This window comes from Brevibacillus sp. HB1.4B (assembly GCF_013284285.1).
In the GTDB taxonomy this organism is placed as follows: domain Bacteria; phylum Bacillota; class Bacilli; order Brevibacillales; family Brevibacillaceae; genus Brevibacillus; species Brevibacillus porteri.
Genome location: NZ_JABSUT010000002.1, coordinates 396007 through 413619, shown reverse-complemented (window position 1 = coordinate 413619; position 17613 = coordinate 396007). Strand labels below are relative to the sequence as shown.

Here is a 17613-nt window from a genome sequence, read left to right as displayed (position 1 = left end):
CCTTTTGGGAGAGATCCTCTCTGTATTGTATGTCGTAGGCCAGTGGGTGTTCATACCTGTTTTTGCGACCGAACCAGTGCGAGCAGCATACGTTATTTGGATAGGCGCGAGTTTAGGAAAAGGAGAAAAAGTTCCATGAATATGAAGGTGACGAATAAAAAAATAGACGTCGGTGATTTCAGTTTTGGTGGAGTAACTAAGTCGTCGATTGTGCTGATTGGGGACACCGATGTCCTTTCCTGCTACTCCATTTTTGATACGCCTCCACACGCCGTAATTTTATCACCCCAGGTTCCTCTCCAGCCGTTAGACCTTGGTTTGCGAAGAGGGTAGTAGTGTTTTTTACGTGTTCGCGTATTTCGTCTGGTAGTGGCTGAGAGCCAGCAACGGCCAAATCCAACGATAGCTGTGATAAGCAAAGTAAGTACCGCCAGGACGTCCCCCGCCAGTCGGGTAGCGAGTCGTCCAGTCATTTGCTTGATTGTGAGTGAGCAAATGGCGAATCCCGCGTTGTAGCTCTGCTGTCGGCTTTGACGACACGGCTATCAGTGCATCGGTTGCCCATGCCGTCTGCGAGGGAGTACTTGCTCCGAGGGGGACGTACGTTTTTTTCTGGTCGCTTTGGCAAGATTCACCCCAGCCGCCGTCGGGATTCTGGTTGGCAACCAGCCACGCAACCGCTTTTTGGATGGCGGGATCAGTAGGGGAAAAGCCAACCGCCATCAACCCGGTAATTGCAGCCCATGTACCGTATAGGTAAGCAATTCCCCAACGTCCATACCAGGAGCCGTTTGCTTCTTGATGGTTGAGAAGCCAGCGGACTCCTTTTTCTACATGGGGGTCAGTCAGTGTACGCCCGGCATCGTTTCCGAGGAATTCTAAGGTTCTCCCTGTCAAATCGGCAGAGGACGGATCTGTACTGACGGTATCGGCTCCTTCGATCGGCAGGTGGCGAATGAAATCAGCGTCTGTATTTCGTTCAAAAGCAGGCCAGCCCCCATCGTCGTTTTGCATGGACAAGAGCCATTCGAGACCGCGCTTCCAAGCGGCTGCTGTTGTTATATCCGTAGGGGAGAGCAGGCGCAGAGAGCGCAGAGCTGCCGTCGTATCATCAATATCGGGGTTCATGGTGTTGTAGTCAGAAAAGCCCCAACCGCCAGGCTTTCCTTTTGGATTGCGAATTTTCCAGTCACCGTACGTATGCTGCTGCTTTTGGAGAAGGTAACGGTTTGCTTTTTGAATGGCGGGGTGTGTGGTAGAAAGTCCGCTTTTTTGCAGAGAAGAAGTCAAGAGCGCGGTGTCCCAGACGGCTGAGGTAGCCAGCTGCAAGTGTGCGCCGTTTTCATAAACGTAGACACTATCTGTAAGCCCCTGCATCGCTTTTTGGATGAGTGGGTCTTTCGGAGAAAACCCTCGAGCGAGCAGCGCAAAAATCATGAAAAAGGTAGAGGTCGAATAATTGTACAGAGTACCGTCCGGCTCGATTCGCGCTAGGATGTATTGTTCTAGGCGCCGTAGGGCGAGCTTGTGTAGTTGTCCGGGTAAAAAGGGGAGACGCTGCAAGGAATCATGGATAGTGGCGAGGAACGATTGCCCCTCTTTGAGGAAATTTTCTAGGAATCGATGCGGATATAGACCGCGAGAGATAGGTGCATCTGCGTATAGATCGGACAAGTCTGGCGCATTGTCAGGCTTTTTTACATATTTGCGATCAGCCACAATCATCATGGGGGCAAGATGGACACGTGCGTACCCGACAAAATCGTAAAAGCTGACAGGGAAGCTCGGGGGAAATAGAGCAATCTCGACGGGAACGAGAAAGTGCGAGGGCCACTGGTATTGGCCTGTCAGGGCTGTAGAGAATTTGGTCAGCATGTTCGCGTGTGTCAGCCCACCCTTTTCCAAAATAAACGTGCGAGCCAGAGCCATTCTCGGTTCGTCCTTCGTGTATTTGCCAGATAGCAGAAGGGCGTAATACGAATCAATGGTGGTAGACAGATGGCCTTCATGCTCGTCAGGGTACAGCTTCCATGCCCCATTATCGTGTTGGAGAGACGTAATGTGAGCAGTGAGCTTCTCCATCAAACGCTCATCATGAATACCTAGCGTGCGCAATAGGATGATCATGTGAGAATCTGTCATCGGTGAGCTTTCCAAACAAAAGCGCCAAGTGCCATCCGCTTGTTGGCGCTGTAATAAAAAGGCTTGAATGCGATTAATTTCTTGCTGGACTTCGCGCAACTCATTCACCTCCCGATAAAATACATCGCCTAAGGAAGAGAGGGGGAAGAGCATCGATGGGTTTGTCGTGGTACCAATATGCATCGCGTCTGCCGCTTTCCATGAATTTGGGGAGAGTCCGTACGGCGACAGCACCATTGCCAGCGCAAGATCAAAAGACGGTAGAGAGGATTAGACAGGAGACGCTCGCCCACAACCGTGACAACATAGACAGAACGCGCGCCTATTTGTCGTTTTATCAAAAGCATCCACAAATTCATTGGGCGCTATTGGCACATCTCGTATCGCGCAATGCGGGATGGAGTATGACCGATTTGCGGGGAGAATTATTGCCTCGCTTGCTTCGAATAAAAGAGCAGCAGGATTATTTTTTGTTTTTGGAGCGGGGAAACTGGCTGATTTTTCACGATGCGTACCCTCAATTGTTACTGTATGAAGAGAGTGTCAGGCGACAGACCAACCTTTTTTATATACTACCTCATCTAGGTGTCTCTACTTTCATGCAGGCGATCTGGAATCATTATTGGAAGACAACTGACAAAGAGCTGCTCACCATTGGCTTGATTATCAATGAACAAAACTACTTGGAAGAACAGGTCATGAAAGAGTCGGGTTATCAAAATTCAGTTGTCCGCACAATTCCGTTTGCCCTGCAGGAGCTTTTGCAACTGAATATGATCTTGCTTCCCCATCGGAAAATGGCTGATGAGCAGGGCAGCTCCTTGCAGCTCGCTGGTGAGCGAGTGTTTCATTTTGCCTCCTTACCAGAGAGAATCAGCTTGGGGAAAAGGCTGTATAGTCTGCTGTTCGGTAATACGAATAGGCAAGAGGCAGCGTACGCTTGGGCATTGGAACAGCCACACACAGGTTCGCGAAAAGATTATTGGCCCCATCTTTTTCACGATGTGAATGATATAGCTCCTGGCAAGCCTTATCAGGTAAAACTAATGAACTGTCAGCTGCGATCAGGGGCAAAGCGGCTGTTTTCCCCAACGCTGCGTCAAGTTTGGAGACCTATCCACCATGAGCCACCAAAAGAGTTAGATTGGTACCAAAACAAGAGCGACGTATGGCGTTTGCTGACTCGAACGCAGGAGACAACAAATGCAGGAGAGTTGAGTGAGGCGTATTGCCAGGCGTTAGCAAAAATCGAGTGGGCTGTCGCAGCCAGAACGAGAATACTTGGCTAACTTGTAGTAAAATAGAGAGGAATCCAGAACGTAAGACTGCACCTCGACAGGTTGCTTAGAGCGTTTTAGAAGGAGCGATTATCATTTGAAGACACTAATTATTGCGGAGAAACCTGACATGGGACGAAATATTGCCGCCGCAATAGATCCTAAAGCGAAAAATAACCGCACCTATTTAGAAGGTGAAAAATACATCATTACGTGGGCAATCGGGCACTTAATTGAACTAGCGGAACCGGAGGCGTACGACCAAAAATATAAAAAGTGGAACATCAATGATCTTCCTATTATTCCCGATCCATTTAAGCTAGTGCCCAATCGGAAAACATTCGATCAGCTAAAAATGATCGGGCAGTTGGCCAAACGAAGCAATCTGCTGATTAATGCATGCGATGCCGGGCGGGAAGGTCAACACATATTTTCACTTATTCAGCGACATCTAAAATTGAGTCAACCCGTTAAAAGGCTTTGGATCTCGGACTTGACCCCTGAAACGATCAGGAAAGGATTTGCGGAGATGAAAGATGCCGCAGCCTATGAAAACTTAACGAGGGCAGCAAAAGCCCGTAGTGAAGCAGATTGGCTCATCGGCATGAATGGCTCACGTGCATTTACGACCAAACATAACGCGCTCCTTTCTGTCGGACGAGTACAGACACCTGTCCTTGCTCTCATTTATGATCGACAGAAACAGATTGAGGCTTTCTCATCGGTTACGTTTTTTCAAGTGGAAGGGCATTTTTCGCAGGGTGAAAGGGCGTATAAGGGTATTTGGCAAGGTGATCGCTTAACCGATCCATCAAAAGCAGAAATGTTGGCTCGTAAAGTGAAAGGAAAACAAGGGCGGATCACATCCTACGAAGTAAAGGATACCAAGGAGTATCCATTCAAGTTGTATGACCTGACATTGCTGCAACGTGAGGCCAATGGCAAGTACGGTTTTTCCGCCAAGAAAACCTTGGATTTAGCGCAGGCACTCTATGAAAAACACAAGGTGATCTCATATCCGCGGACGAATTCCAACTATGTGACAGAGCAAAATATTCCTGAAATGCACAACACCTTGTCGTCCTTGCAAGGCACTGCATATGACAATTTGGTAAAGGGTGCAAACCGTAGTTTGGTTCATAAAGGCAACAAATTTATATGTAATCCAGCAAAAGTAGACGACCACCATGCGATCCTGCCGACAAATCGTAAGGCTACAGGGCTTACGCCAGATGAGCAAAAGTTATACGATTTGATCGTTCGCCGCTTTCTGTCACAGTTTTATCCACCAGCTGAATATAAGATGCATACGGTCATAACCGAAGTGGAAAAAGAATTGTTCAAAACATCGGTGAAAGAACGGAAAAGTCTCGGTTGGAAGATTATTTATGCCGATCAACAGAAGGAAAAGCCCAAGAATGGGAAAGGTGCGGCCAAAGAAGAAGAGGATAAAGAAGAGATTGAAGTTAATGAGCCTTTTGTCATTCAACCTGATGCCAGCGTAGTATGCTCCGATGCTATGGTAAAAGAGAAAGAAACACAGCCGCCCAAGCATTTTACGGAAGGAACGCTTCTAAAGGCCATGGAAAGCGCAGGCAAGCAAATCGAGGACGAGGAACTGCGTGATGCGATGAAAGAATCTGGTCTGGGAACCCCGGCAACTCGTGCCGCTACCATTGAACGACTGAAAAAGGTCGGATATGTTGAAATGCAGGGGAAAAGGGTTCAACTTACGCTAAAAGGCCGTACCGTTATCGAATTGATTAGGGGAGCAGGGATCGAACTATTAACCTCTCCTGAAATGACGGGGCATTGGGAGCGCCGTTTGAATGAGATTTCCCGAGGGACCGCCTCCGACAAGCAGTTCATGGAGAATGTGAAGAAATTCGCTACGATGATCGTAGAAAAGGTTCGCGTACAATCTCGTGCTGAGAAGACCTTGTTTGAGAGTGAGAGTACCACTCAGAAAGGATCATCGAAAACAAGAGGACGAGCTAGTGGGCGAAGTACAGGCAGATCCTCATCTCGAACGGTAGCAAAGACCACTAGTACAGCGTCGAGTATCATCACAAAATGTCCACGACCGAGTTGCGGAGGCTCTATTTTCATGGGACGCAAAGGTTACGGTTGTTCGAATTACAACGTGGGCTGTAAATTCGTCATATGGAAAGAGAACTATGGACGTATGCTGACGGATACACAGATTAAAGCGCTCATTGAAAAAGGCAAAACGGGTAAAATGAAGCTGGAACGTCAGGATGGGACACAATTTCAAGCAAAACTTATTTTGAAAAGTGTAGAATCGGGCGAACTTACTTTCGAGTAACGACGAAATCGCCGCGCACTACGAAAAACAATTAAAAAATAAATTGTTGAAACTTACTTGCGTAATTATCGTAAATACATGTATAACGGGGACGGCAACATAGGCCGAACAACCTGGTACGTACTCAAGGAGGAATAAATCCATGTCCATTTTTAAAAGACTCCGTGATTTGACCATGTCCAATTTGTACGCTTTGATTGAGAAAGCAGAAGATCCAATTAAAATGACAGACCAGTATTTGCGTGATATGCAAGAAGACTTGAACGAAGCAGAGAAAGCGGTTGCCGCCCAAATTGCTTTGGAAAAGAAATTCAAGGTGCTGTATGAAGAACAGGAAGCCTTGGTGAAAAAGCGTGAAGAACAAGCTCACATCGCAGCACAAGCGCAGAACATTGATCTGGCTCGACGAGCTCTGGAGGAAAAGAATGCTGCCGAGCAAAAAATGAACGAATACAAGGATAGCTACGAGAAAAATAAGCTGGCAGCTGACGGATTGCGCGAGAAGCTGACTGAAATGAAGAAACAGATTACCGAGCTGAAAAACAGGCGCGAAACATTAGTTGCCCGTGTCAATGCAGCCAAAGCGCAAAAGACGATCAACCAGGCGATGGGTGGCTTCGACACGAACTCGGCTATGTCTGGCTTGAAACGCATGGAAGAAAAAGCACTGCAAATGGAAGCAGAAGCAGAAGCCAGCGGCGAGATTTACAAAAAACAGAGCTCTTTAGATGATGAAATTGCGAAGCTGAATAAGGATCAGGCCGTTGAGGACGAACTGGCTGCTCTGATGAAAAAATATGAGGGGTAAACCGCTTCAGGCGGTTTCCCTTTTTTTCAGACCTTAAACACCTTGACGAAAGTGGAGTGATTCGCTTTGACGTGGACAGAAATACTAGGGATGCTGGTTTGGACAGGAGCCGGTGGCATTTTACTTTTTGTTTTGATGTGGATCGATTCGTTGTTTACGAAATACAAGGACATCACGGAAATCAAAAATGGGAACATCGCGGTCACGACGCGTTTTGTCATGAAGCTGTTTGCGCAAGGATATATCTTATCGCAATCCATTATTACCTCCAATTTATTGTGGACAGCACTACTCGTTTCTGTGCTCTCATTTATCATTCTGTTCCTTTTGGAGAGAATCGTGGAATGGCTGTTAAAGCAAGTGGCCGGACTGGACCTGGAAAAAGGGACGCAGGAAGGAAAAGTGGCATATGCCATGATGGCTGGTTCATTCCATCTCGTGGGTGCACTGATTATAGCTGCATGTTTGTAAGACGTGAAAGGGAAGGGAGTACAGCATGAGTTTGATGAAGCGAATCCAAAATATTTTTGCCAAGCATGAGCCTCCTGCACCGGAGAAGAGCATCCTGACGGTGGGACCGGGGGATGTAGTCGATGTATCGCTCGTTACCTATCAAGTAATAGGGAAGGCGAGCAATGCGAGTCGCAAAGCTACGATGCTTACGTTACAGGATGGAACGACCATTCGCTACCTGTACATCGAGGAACGGGAAAAGATTGTCTATCAGCTGTATAGCGTGATTGATGGACGACTGGATTCAATAGACGAAGTGCCGACCACAATCGAGATGGACGATGTCACCTACCATTTGGAGGAGCAATATAATGGCTCCGTTCAGGTTGCGGGGAAAGCTCCTTTTCATACGTCAGGGGAGCAGTACATCTGGCAATTCCAATCGGATCAACGCCAGTTGCTGCGAATCGAGTGGCAGGATGGCCGTTTCATGCTCTATGAGGGAGAAAGTGTTCTGCCAGCGGACGTGCAGGTACTGCGCGGAGCATAGAGAGGAGGGACAAGTACATGCCAAATCCATGGATGAAATCAATCAAGCTCCTGCTGATTCCGGCCTTGTTCCTCCTTACGCTAGCGGGTTGTGGCAGTCCTGCGGTTGGCGAGACATATCCGCTTGAATCTGTCTCTACCAAAGACAATGGACAGTCGTCACGCATCTATCGTGCGGAAGACAAGACTGTACCGGAAGTGGCCTTGGAGCTGGCGGAGCAGAATACGCCAGATGAAATCTCCAAAGAAGATCCGCAGCATATGTTCCTCATTTATCCGGATGAGGTATACCATTTGCAGCAAGACGCTGCCAAGCCGACGGATACGTTGATCGAGGTCGACAGCAAAGAGTACGTCCGGCAAAACTACGATTCTTCATTTTTGCAGGGATACATTGTAGCCAGCGTACTGGATGATTTGTTCGATGGGCTTAAGAAAAGTACAAAGGGCAGTTATCGTGGCTACAATAGTAAGGATATATACAAGCCTTCCGGAACGTATCGCGTGCCTACAACCGAGGACAAAAAAGTAGCGCCGCCGATTACCAAAGAGGGTACGGGAAGTATTTTCAAACGGGGTAATGCGAAGAACACGGATGGTACGGTAGGTTCTGACGGCAGCCTTTTCAAGAAGCAGGGGGAGTCGTCGTCTAGCGGTAGTTCAGGTAAAATTATTCGTTCTTCCAGCAGTTCGTCGAAGTCGAGTGATTCTGTCTCATCCAAGCGCTCGAGCTTTTCTCCGCCGAAAAGTAAATCGCCCCCACGAACGAAGGTAGGGGGCTCGGGGCGAATTACAAAGCGTCGATAACTGTAAAAAATAGGACAGAAACGAACACCCCCAAACGATTCTTGTAGCTCGTTTGGGGGTGTTTTTGTTCTTCGGATTAGCGCTGCTTGGTCTCTACCGTATACACAACATCTTCATTTTGATATTTGTACACATACAAGTAGTAGCGGCCTGGCTTTACTTGATAATGGGCACTTTGCAGATTTCCTTCCACCTCTTGCGGGTACGATACAGGCTGATCTGGATTTCCTTCGTGGAATAGCATCCAAGTCACACCTTGTCCTTGCTCGGGGTTCAGAGAAATACGTATTTCTTCTGGTTTATCTACTTGGAAGGCAAAAATATCTTGCCAGTCGTTTCCTTTCATGTCGCCTGAAACAGTCGTACCTATCGGCAATGGACCATTTGCTTGCTCGATAGAATCATTGCTCTCGCTTTCTTGATAGAGTTGCTCTTGTGGGCTATCTTCATCCGTAACCACTAAGGTAAACGGTTGGTCCTTTTGCCCTGTACCATACGTATAAGCAGTCACATAGTAAGTCCCTGGTTTCGCATCGAATGATCCGATCAGCTTGTTGCCTTCGCGCTTATTGGGATAGGCGATGTAGTTCTGCTTATCAGACTCGTGGAATACTAGCCACGCGACTCCATCCCCATGCTTTGTTTCCATCTCTACTTGAAGCTGTTGGGCTGATTTCACATCGAGACGGAACTCCTTGCTCGGTTTTTGAAGATTGACGATACTTGTAATCTGCTTACCCAATGAAATAGACGTTTCGTCAGGGTTAGGCGTTGGATTCTCTGGCTCGGTGCCATCTTCATGAGCCAGCTTCCCGTGGAACACGACATCATAGGCAAAGCGTCCATCTTTTGTCGTACGATAATTGGTGAAGTAGCTCGTAACCGTGTCATAGCCATTCCAGGAAAGACCCGATAACTCCTTGAGGAATCCATCTGAGAGGCGGTTCATTTCTTGCCAATCCTGAAATTCTCCTTGGGAAGCTCCACCCGTATAAACCCCACGCAACGTGAAGCTACGGAATTCTCCAGAGTCTTTTTCATCTGTTTTTACATCGGTCAGAGAGGCAACCTTTGCGATTTGACGATAAACCTCGTCTTTGTTCGTCACGTCCACTTTTTGTAAGTAATCATCTGAAACGAGAGGAACATCCAACTCTTCATACTGGTCGATCAATTCTTCTAACGTTTCTTGATAGCCACGTTCAAGAGCGCGATCACGGCTGAATTCTTCGATTAAGTCATCATAAGCAGATACATCATTGGAACGGATCGTATCATTGATTTTATCCAGACGAGCAAAATCATTCTTGAACATATGGTACTGAAGCGCGAATGAGTAGTCGTAGAATGCCATGGTTCCGTATTTGGCACGCATCATATCTGCCGCAGTGTAATCGAGATAAGGCGCTGAATTTCGGATATTGCCTACAACGGATTGGCGAGGCTTGATTCCTTCCGTTCGGGTAGCACCTGCGAAAAACTCAGCTCCGCCTTCTTCATACCAAGGCAAGCGGCTGTTTTCATAAATTTCTCCCTTTCCCCACATGCCCGGCACTTCATATCTACCTTGCAAATAGTGGACGAATTCATGACGGAACAGCTCTTCCAGACTGTAGATGCTTTGTTCTTTTGTCCGATCGTAGGTGAAGAAAGTACCGGTACCCTCAATGTAGATACCACGATTATCTGTGTCGTATCCGTATAAGAAGCGATTCATTTTATATTCATCAGGCGTATTGTAGATGACAATGGTCAGTACATCATCCGGATTACCGCTCTCGAGCTCCTTGTCATTGCCGATGACACGATGAAATTGTGCCTTCACTTCCTTGGATGCCCAATACAAGCGCTCAACCTGTTCTTCTGTTAGTTTATCTCCTGTTTTGAACACAATCGCTCCGTCATCAAAAGTAAATTGCTGCGGAAGATAATGCTTTTTCCCTTCTTTTTTCATTTCCTCGAGGTCGATTGTCTTCCCATTGGCATCCTCGCCATATGCTTCCTCGATTTGTTGCGCGGCCGTGAAGTAAGGCTCGCTCCACTTTTTATAAGTTTTCATCGCTTTCGTCAATATGTCATTGGCTTTGTCTGAATCACTGTAGTAGCTACCTAATTTCCCTGTGTAATACAAGGCATTGTTTGTCAGCCATACGTGATCAGTGGAAGTGTCACCATTTTCCGCCATGTCGAAAATGGGGTCGAGAAATGCGTCGATGCTGCCTTTCAGTGCATCTCTTTCTGAATCATCTACTCCCCAAATCAGAACATAGCCAACACCTTGAAGGACGCTGTAAAAAGCTTTGCTTGCTTCGCGATCATCTGACCATTTATCCCGATTGTCGTTAAAGTCCGCCATTACTTTTGACAGAAGGCCGATTGTCTCAGAATCAACAGTCGTGTTGCTAATTAATTTTCCCGTAGAACTGATGATTTCGTTCTGGGTCTTTGTACCTAAGGAAAAATTTTGATTGGAAGTAATTGCTTGAAGTGCTGGAATAATCTTTTGCTTATACTTTGGCTCCATCAAATACTTTAAGCCGTCGTTGTAGTACCCCAAGTAATACCCCGAACGCAATACCTCTACAAATGTATGTATGCCTTGCTCGTCATCCTTAGTGAAGTTCTTGCCACTCTCTTCCAATGCATCGATGATGGCTTGAACCCGATCTCGATCCGCATAAAATTCCTGGGTGTCGTCGTTGTAAGTAAACAGCTCAGGGATTTGCGTCCAACTGATTTCCTTCAACAATTCAACAAGCTCTGAATTGTCCAATGTATTTAGTTGGGAGATGCTGTACTTCTCCTGTTTGGCTGCTTGGCGTAACTGACTCTTCGACATGTTTTCTTGAACGGGTGTATGACCAATCTGCGAATCATTGCGCTCTTGGGATGGGCTTGGCGGCGTGCTTTGGGCTTGAGCTGCTAGTGGCAAGCCTGCCGCTACCGTTGAAATTGCAATTGATCCTGCTGTTACCATGCTAATCCATGATCGATTCATTCTTTCGTTGACTCCTTTTTCATTCATTTTGGTAGTGAAATTGAATATTTTATAGTATCGGTATCCAATATGAAAATCCTTACAAATAAAACAAAAGATGACGGAATATAGCTCTTTCTTCCTATTTGGTAAAAAGAAAAGAATGTCTAGAGAAGTAGCTTTGTAAGAATGGAAGGAGAGAGACTTTTGTTTGCCTATGACGAAAACATGATTGTTGATCGACAAAAGAAGAAAGGATGTGCATCCAGCATTCGACAGTCTTTGTTAGCAGCATTGGCTATGATTGACATTGGGAAAGCACAGATAGGTGAAGTTGGCGGAGGGGAGTGCTAGAAGATGCTGGAAAAAATTCTCGAACTGCGTTCACGATCCATGTCCATTGCACAAATTGCCAAAGAGTGCGGCTTAACGATCGGTCAAGTTAAGTATCGCCTGCAAAAAGACCGTGCGAAGCCAGTGACACCACCTCCCGCTAGAACGGAATTGGAATGGCAATTGCCTGCGTTTTATGGTCGGGACATTGTCAAAGTCATGGTACAAGGACCGACTGTGCTATTCGTCTATTGGGAAATCACTTGGCCCCGGATGAGAATGGTCGCATCCTACCTGCAAGCCGATTATCGTCACATCCAGAAGGGCTTGCGTCTGTATGATGTCACGGAACGCTTATTTGATGGAAAAAATGCGCATTCCTTCCGAGATGTGCTCGTACATGAAGAGGCTCATTCCTGGTACGTGAATGATGTAGAGCCAGGGCGTACATACATTGTTGATTTTGGTTTATATGAACACAATCGGTTTTGTCCGATTTTACGCTCGGAAACGGCAATTACCCCGCGTAACTCAAAAGCTAGCTGGGGGGAATCGTTCGTTGAGCCCGTCCACGATTCAGCTACACCTTCCTGGTTTGAGAACTTTTCCTCCTACTCGTTGTATACCAAAACATCAAAATAAGTGAGGTGTCATTTGTGCACAAAGGTTATCTCTCCCTCGTGTTGCATGCCCATCTGCCTTATGTCCGACACGGGGATCGGGACGATCGCCTGGAAGAGCGCTGGGTGTATGAAGCCATGCTGGAATGCTATCTTCCCTTGCTCATGGTTTTCGACAGGCTCCTCTCAGACGGCATCGCTTTTCGCATGACCCTTGCTATTTCTCCGACATTACTTTCTATGCTAGAAGATGATCTGATCGTGACACGCTTTCGCACACATCTAACGAAGACCGTTGAATTGGCTGGGAAGGAAGTCAAACGCACCGCAGGTCAACCTGAAGAACACCGTATCGCCAAAATGTACGTGGAGCGCTTTCGAAGCATCATTGCCTATTGCCGCAAGTGGGATTTTCAACTAATCAAGGCCTTTAGGCATATCGAGGATAGCGGATGCCTCGAACTCATCACTTGCGCAGCCACGCACTCCTTCTTGCCCTTTGTGGAAACAGAAGAGGCGATTCGGGCTCAGCTCCAGGTGGGCATCGATACACATGAGCGGATTTTGGGAAGACGTCCGAAGGGAATTTGGCTGCCAGAGTGTGGGTATACACCTGGATTGGATCGTTTGCTGAAAGAGGCAGGGCTTCGGTATTTCTTTGTAGACAGTCACACGATAGAGCATGCGACGCCTTTACCTCGCAGAGGGGTGTTGGCTCCCTTGTTCACGCCGCATGAAGTGGCTGCCTTTGCCCGTGATGAAGTGGCTTCCCGCCAGGTATGGAGCTCAATCGATGGTTATCCAGGGGACTATGATTATCGTGAATACTACCGGGATATCGGATTTGACAGGGAGATGAGCTACATCGAGCCGTACATCCATCCTGACGGCATTCGCGTGCATACCGGTTTGAAATACTATCGGATCACCGGAAAAGCAGGGGATAAAGACTGGTATGAGCCAAGCTGGGCGCGGGAAAAAGCAGCGTCTCATGCGGGACACTTCCTGTATCACCGAGAGCGTCAAGTGGAGGAAGCCAGTCACTGGATGGATCGCAAGCCGTTGGTCGTCGCCACTTATGATGCGGAATTGTTTGGTCATTGGTGGTTCGAGGGTCCACAGTTTCTAGATGACCTCATGCGAAAAACGGTTTGTGATTCAAAAGACGTGAAATTAATGACACCATCTGAATATTTGGAGGAGTATCCAGAGCAGGATCGCGGTCACTTGCCTATGTCTACGTGGGGGAGAAATGGCTACGGAGAAGTCTGGCTGAACGAGAATAATGGCTGGATATACAGGCACTTGCATCAAGCAGAGCGGGAACTGATCGGAGCGATTACTACCTTTTCTGAAAAGAAAGGAGATCAGCTTGCCTTACGGTGCCTCAAGCAGGCAGCACGCGAATTGATGTTAGCCCAAAGCAGTGATTGGGCGTTTATTTTAGACGGTCAAACGGTCACCCCGTATGCGGTGCAACGCGTTCATGATCATTTAGTTCGCATGCGGGCTCTCTTGGCGATGTATCGAGAGCAACAACTGGATGAAGAGGCAATTACGCAAGCAGAAGCTGACTTTCCGATCTTTCCTGACTTGGATATCACGTTCTATTTGCCTAAACAAATGCATAGAGTGAACGTATCGCGTCAATTGGTAGCGGCTACGCAAGATCAGTCTTCGACAAAAACAGTTTTGATGCTTGCATGGGAATTTCCCCCTCATGTGGTAGGGGGGCTTGGTCGGGCTGTCTTCGATCTCGCCAGACATCTTGGCCAGCAAGGAATCGTGGTGCATGTGCTGACAGGTTCGGCAGATTCATGCTCCATAGATGAGACGATGGAAGGAGTTCATGTACACCGTTTGCCTACGTACCTTCCTTCTGAACAAGCTGACTTTCTGGCATGGGTGTTTCAACTGAATTTGGCGATGGTCGATGCTACCTTCAAGCTATGGTCACTCGGAGTGCGACCAGATGTCATCCATGCTCATGATTGGCTTGTCAGCTGGGCAGCGATCGAACTGAAACAGAGGTACTCTCTTCCGCTCGTCAGCACGATTCACGCTTTGGAGCATGGACGGCATCAAGGCATTCATACACCGTTGCAGCAAAGGATTCATGAGTGTGAACGTACACTAACACAAAGCTCTGACTCGATGATCGTTTGCAGCAAGTATATGGAGTCGGAAGTCATGCGCTTGTTCGGAACACCTTCATCCCAATTACGTGTCATTCACAACGGTGTCGATCTCATTCCTCTACCGGATGTAAATCGTGAACAGCTTCGGCAGGAGTTGGCGATAGGCGATGGACCTGTCCTCTTTTTTGTAGGGCGCTTGGTCCAGGAAAAAGGTGTTCACCTATTGTTGGAAGCCATGGCAAGGCTGCGCGCTGAATTTCCGCAGGCGAAGTTGCTTATAGCTGGCAGAGGGCCGATGCAAGACGAGTGGAAGCAGTTGGTTCATCAGATGGGACTTTCTGAGCAAGTCCGCTTCTTGGGCTTCGTAGAAGATGTTAGGCGAAATGAGTTGTTCGCCTTGGCTGATGTGGCGGTATTCCCGAGCTTGTATGAACCTTTTGGAATTGTTGCACTGGAAGCGATGGCGCTAGGTACGCCAGTTCTTGTTGCGGATACGGGAGGGCTTCGAGAGATCGTTCGCCATGGCGAAAACGGCGCCATGATGTTCACAGGCGACCCTGAATCCTTGACGAATCAACTCCGCTGGCTACTGCGCGATCCCGATCAGCGGCATCAACTAGCCCAGACGGCTATGCAAGATGTGAAACAGTTTTATAACTGGACCATTCTCGCTACTCAAACCATTGATCTATACCGTTCACTTGGCGTATCCGCGGAAAGCGGCATGACAACATAGATTGCAACGATGAAGGAGGAAGAAAAGAAGATGAAGGCAGTAATCATGGCTGGGGGAAAAGGTACACGACTACGTCCGTTAACATGCCACACGCCAAAACCAATGGTGCCACTCTTAAACCGGCCTTGCATGGAGTACACGATTGATCTATTGAAAAAGCATGGGATTACAGAGATAGCAGTGACACTCCAGTATCTGCCTGATGTCATCCGCGATACGTTTGGTGATGGATCTCGCTACGGTGTTTCGCTCGTCTATTTTGAAGAAACGATTCCTTTGGGCACGGCAGGCAGCGTGAAAAACTGCGCCGATTTTCTCGATGAGCGCTTTATCGTGATCAGTGGAGATACGTTGACAGACATCGATTTGTCGGCAGCGATACGTTTCCATGAGCAAAATAACGCTCTGGCTACGTTGATTTTGACTCGTGTAGAAACACCGCTGGAATTCGGAGTTGTCATGACAGATGAGGGCGGACGCATTACACGCTTTTTAGAAAAGCCGAGCTGGGCGGAGGTTTTTAGCGATACGGTGAATACCGGGATATACGTCTGCGAGCCAGAGGTCTTGTCTTATATAGAAGAAGAGCGGGAAGTGGATTTCAGTAAGGAAATTTTCCCATCTTTTTTACAAGCAGCAAAGCCTCTATACGGATATGAAGCAAGCGGTTATTGGTCTGATATTGGCTCTTTGGAGGTTTATCAGCAAGCCCAGTTTGATTTGCTGGATGGACGCGTGCATCTCGAAATAAAAGCACAGGAAATCGCGCCGCGCATTTTCTTGGAAAATGATGTTCGCATCGATTCATCGGTCCGTTTGGAAGGCCCTGTCTATATCGGTGAAAATGTACACTTGCAGGCTGGAGTTGCCGTTGGTGCTTATTCCATTCTGGGGAAAAATACGGTGATTTCTTCCGGTACGAAGCTGTCCAGGACGATCGTTTGGGAAAATAATGTCATTGGGAAAAAAACTGAGATCACAGGAACGACGCTCTGCCGCAACACCCGAATTAGCGATTGCGTACAACTCGGGGAAGGGGCGGTCATTGGAGACCAGTGCTTCATTGGGGCGAAGTCGGTGGTAAAGGCAGGCATCAAAATTTGGCCGGACAAGGAAGTCGGTGAAAATGCGACTGTCACAACCTCGCTCATCTATGGTGCCAAGCAAACCAAAAATTTGTTTGGGACGCATGGAATCAAGGGCATTGGCAATGTCGACATCACGCCCGAATTCGTCACTAGACTTGCTGCTGCCTACGCGTACTTACTACAAGCGGGGGATAAAATTGCGCTCTCAGCATGCTCACACCCATTTGCTCAGTTATTGAAGCATAGCATCATGACGAGCTTGTGCTCTTCCGGAATTGATACGGTCGATCTCGGGATTGGCAATTCACCCTTGATCCGATACGGCGTGCGCTCCCTGGCTTGCAAGGGTGGCATTCATGTTTATATGGCAGAGCCAGTCGATGATAAAGAGATTGTCATCCAATTCATCGATCATGCTGGGTTGCCGATTTCTCGTGAGATGGAACGCAAAATTGAGAATGCTTACTGGCAAGAGACGTATGTTCGCAACCTGCATCGATTGGGAGCATTGCAAGTCGAGCATCAAGTACAAGAAGCTTATCTTCATGCTTTGGTCCAACAGTTGAATGTATCGTCCATCCAGCGTCAGCGCTTCCACCTGCTGATCGATTGTGAACAGCGATTTTTCCCGACTTTTCTTGCGCCACTCTTGCATGCACTGGGAGTCACTGCACATTACAGCTCCATACAAGAAGGTATTCGGAAAAAGGGAGCGGATTTAGGCGTTCGTCTCGATAAAAATGGCGAACAATTTACCTTGTTTACCGAGCATGGAGAGAAGCTCTCGAACGAGCAGATCACGGCTCTGCAACTGCTGGCTTGCAGTGGTCAACATCGGCGCATCGGGCTTCCTGTGAGTGCACCGATCGAATTGGAGCATATGGCCCAGCTGTTGCAAATGGAGGTTGTACGCACCAAGGTCTCTCCGCGCTCCATGATGGAGGTATCGAGTGAACAGCGCTTTCATCCGATGTTTGACGCCGTGTACAGTCTCATGAGAATTCTTTCGTACCTCGCTTCCGAAGAAAAACCGCTCAGCATTCTGCTGGAGCTGTTGCCAGCGTGCCATATGGAGAAAAAGACTGTCTTTTGCCCATGGACAGCAAAAGGGAAGGTCATGCGCAAAGTGATGGAAGAAAACAAAGGCAAGCTGCTGGAGCTCGTCGATGGAATCAAAGTATACGATTCGAACGGCTGGGTGCTGATTTTACCCGATTCAGAGGATTCGCACGTAAAAGTGATTTCGCAAGGAGCGACGGCAGAGACCGCGGCTACGCTTGCTTCTTCCTACGCGAGGCGAATTGCCGAATATCAGTTTCACGAAAAGAGAGAGATCGACAGCCTATAACGAAAAGGACG

13 protein-coding genes are annotated in these 17613 nt (G+C 47.7%); 11 read left to right on the top strand and 2 right to left on the bottom strand.

Going from position 1 to position 17613, the window contains the following annotated elements:
* Nucleotides 1-135: 135 nt before the first annotated feature.
* Nucleotides 136-333, top strand: a complete 198-nt coding sequence (locus HP398_RS06430) for a hypothetical protein (protein ID WP_017249530.1) — start codon at nucleotides 136-138, stop codon at nucleotides 331-333.
* 9 nt (nucleotides 334-342) lie between these two features.
* On the opposite strand, the gene shc is transcribed toward HP398_RS06430, so the two are convergent.
* Nucleotides 343-2325, bottom strand: a complete 1983-nt coding sequence (gene shc / locus HP398_RS06425; RefSeq protein WP_173622179.1) for a squalene--hopene cyclase — start codon at nucleotides 2323-2325, stop codon at nucleotides 343-345.
* On the opposite strand from shc, the gene HP398_RS06420 reads away from it, so the two are divergent.
* From HP398_RS06420 to HP398_RS06395, 6 genes are all read left to right on the top strand, one after another.
* The gene (locus HP398_RS06420) at nucleotides 2298-3431 is read left to right on the top strand and encodes a DUF2515 domain-containing protein (protein ID WP_017249635.1); all 1134 of its coding nucleotides are present in this window, start codon (nucleotides 2298-2300) and stop codon (nucleotides 3429-3431) included. The two genes, shc and HP398_RS06420, sit on opposite strands and share 28 nt — an antisense overlap.
* 85 nt (nucleotides 3432-3516) lie before the next feature.
* Nucleotides 3517-5745, top strand: coding sequence for a type IA DNA topoisomerase (locus HP398_RS06415; protein WP_173622178.1), 2229 nt, complete (start codon nucleotides 3517-3519; stop codon nucleotides 5743-5745).
* Between the two features lie 142 nt (nucleotides 5746-5887).
* Nucleotides 5888-6553 carry a PspA/IM30 family protein gene (locus HP398_RS06410; protein WP_173622177.1) on the top strand — a complete coding sequence of 222 codons (666 nt, stop codon included), beginning with the start codon at nucleotides 5888-5890 and terminating at the stop codon, nucleotides 6551-6553.
* 66 nt (nucleotides 6554-6619) lie between these two features.
* On the top strand, nucleotides 6620-7024 hold the full coding sequence (locus HP398_RS06405; RefSeq protein WP_017249526.1) for a DUF350 domain-containing protein: 405 nt from the start codon (nucleotides 6620-6622) through the stop codon (nucleotides 7022-7024).
* Between the two features lie 25 nt (nucleotides 7025-7049).
* Nucleotides 7050-7556, top strand: a complete 507-nt coding sequence (locus HP398_RS06400) for a DUF4178 domain-containing protein (RefSeq protein WP_017249525.1) — start codon at nucleotides 7050-7052, stop codon at nucleotides 7554-7556.
* A 17-nt stretch (nucleotides 7557-7573) separates the two neighbouring features.
* Nucleotides 7574-8362, top strand: a complete 789-nt coding sequence (locus tag HP398_RS06395) for a DUF4247 domain-containing protein (RefSeq protein ID WP_173622176.1) — start codon at nucleotides 7574-7576, stop codon at nucleotides 8360-8362.
* A 76-nt stretch (nucleotides 8363-8438) separates the two neighbouring features.
* Here HP398_RS06395 and HP398_RS06390 read toward each other — a convergent pair whose 3' ends face one another.
* Nucleotides 8439-11360 carry a collagenase gene (locus HP398_RS06390; RefSeq protein ID WP_173622175.1) on the bottom strand — a complete coding sequence of 974 codons (2922 nt, stop codon included), beginning with the start codon at nucleotides 11358-11360 and terminating at the stop codon, nucleotides 8439-8441.
* 168 nt (nucleotides 11361-11528) lie between these two features.
* Here HP398_RS06390 and HP398_RS06385 point away from each other — a divergent pair, with 168 nt between their 5' ends.
* The 4 genes from HP398_RS06385 to HP398_RS06370 are packed head-to-tail and all read left to right on the top strand — an operon-like array spanning nucleotide 11529 to nucleotide 17602.
* The gene (locus HP398_RS06385; protein WP_173622174.1) at nucleotides 11529-11693 is read left to right on the top strand and encodes a hypothetical protein; all 165 of its coding nucleotides are present in this window, start codon (nucleotides 11529-11531) and stop codon (nucleotides 11691-11693) included.
* A gap of 3 nt (nucleotides 11694-11696) precedes the next feature.
* A complete protein-coding gene (locus tag HP398_RS06380; RefSeq protein WP_173622173.1) occupies nucleotides 11697-12314 on the top strand; it encodes a DUF4912 domain-containing protein in 618 nt (205 codons plus the stop codon).
* Between the two features lie 14 nt (nucleotides 12315-12328).
* Nucleotides 12329-15166, top strand: coding sequence for a 1,4-alpha-glucan branching protein domain-containing protein (locus HP398_RS06375; RefSeq protein WP_173622172.1), 2838 nt, complete (start codon nucleotides 12329-12331; stop codon nucleotides 15164-15166).
* A gap of 30 nt (nucleotides 15167-15196) precedes the next feature.
* Entirely contained in the window at nucleotides 15197-17602 is a 2406-nt protein-coding gene (locus HP398_RS06370; protein ID WP_173622171.1) for a sugar phosphate nucleotidyltransferase, read from the top strand.
* Nucleotides 17603-17613 lie beyond the last annotated feature (11 nt).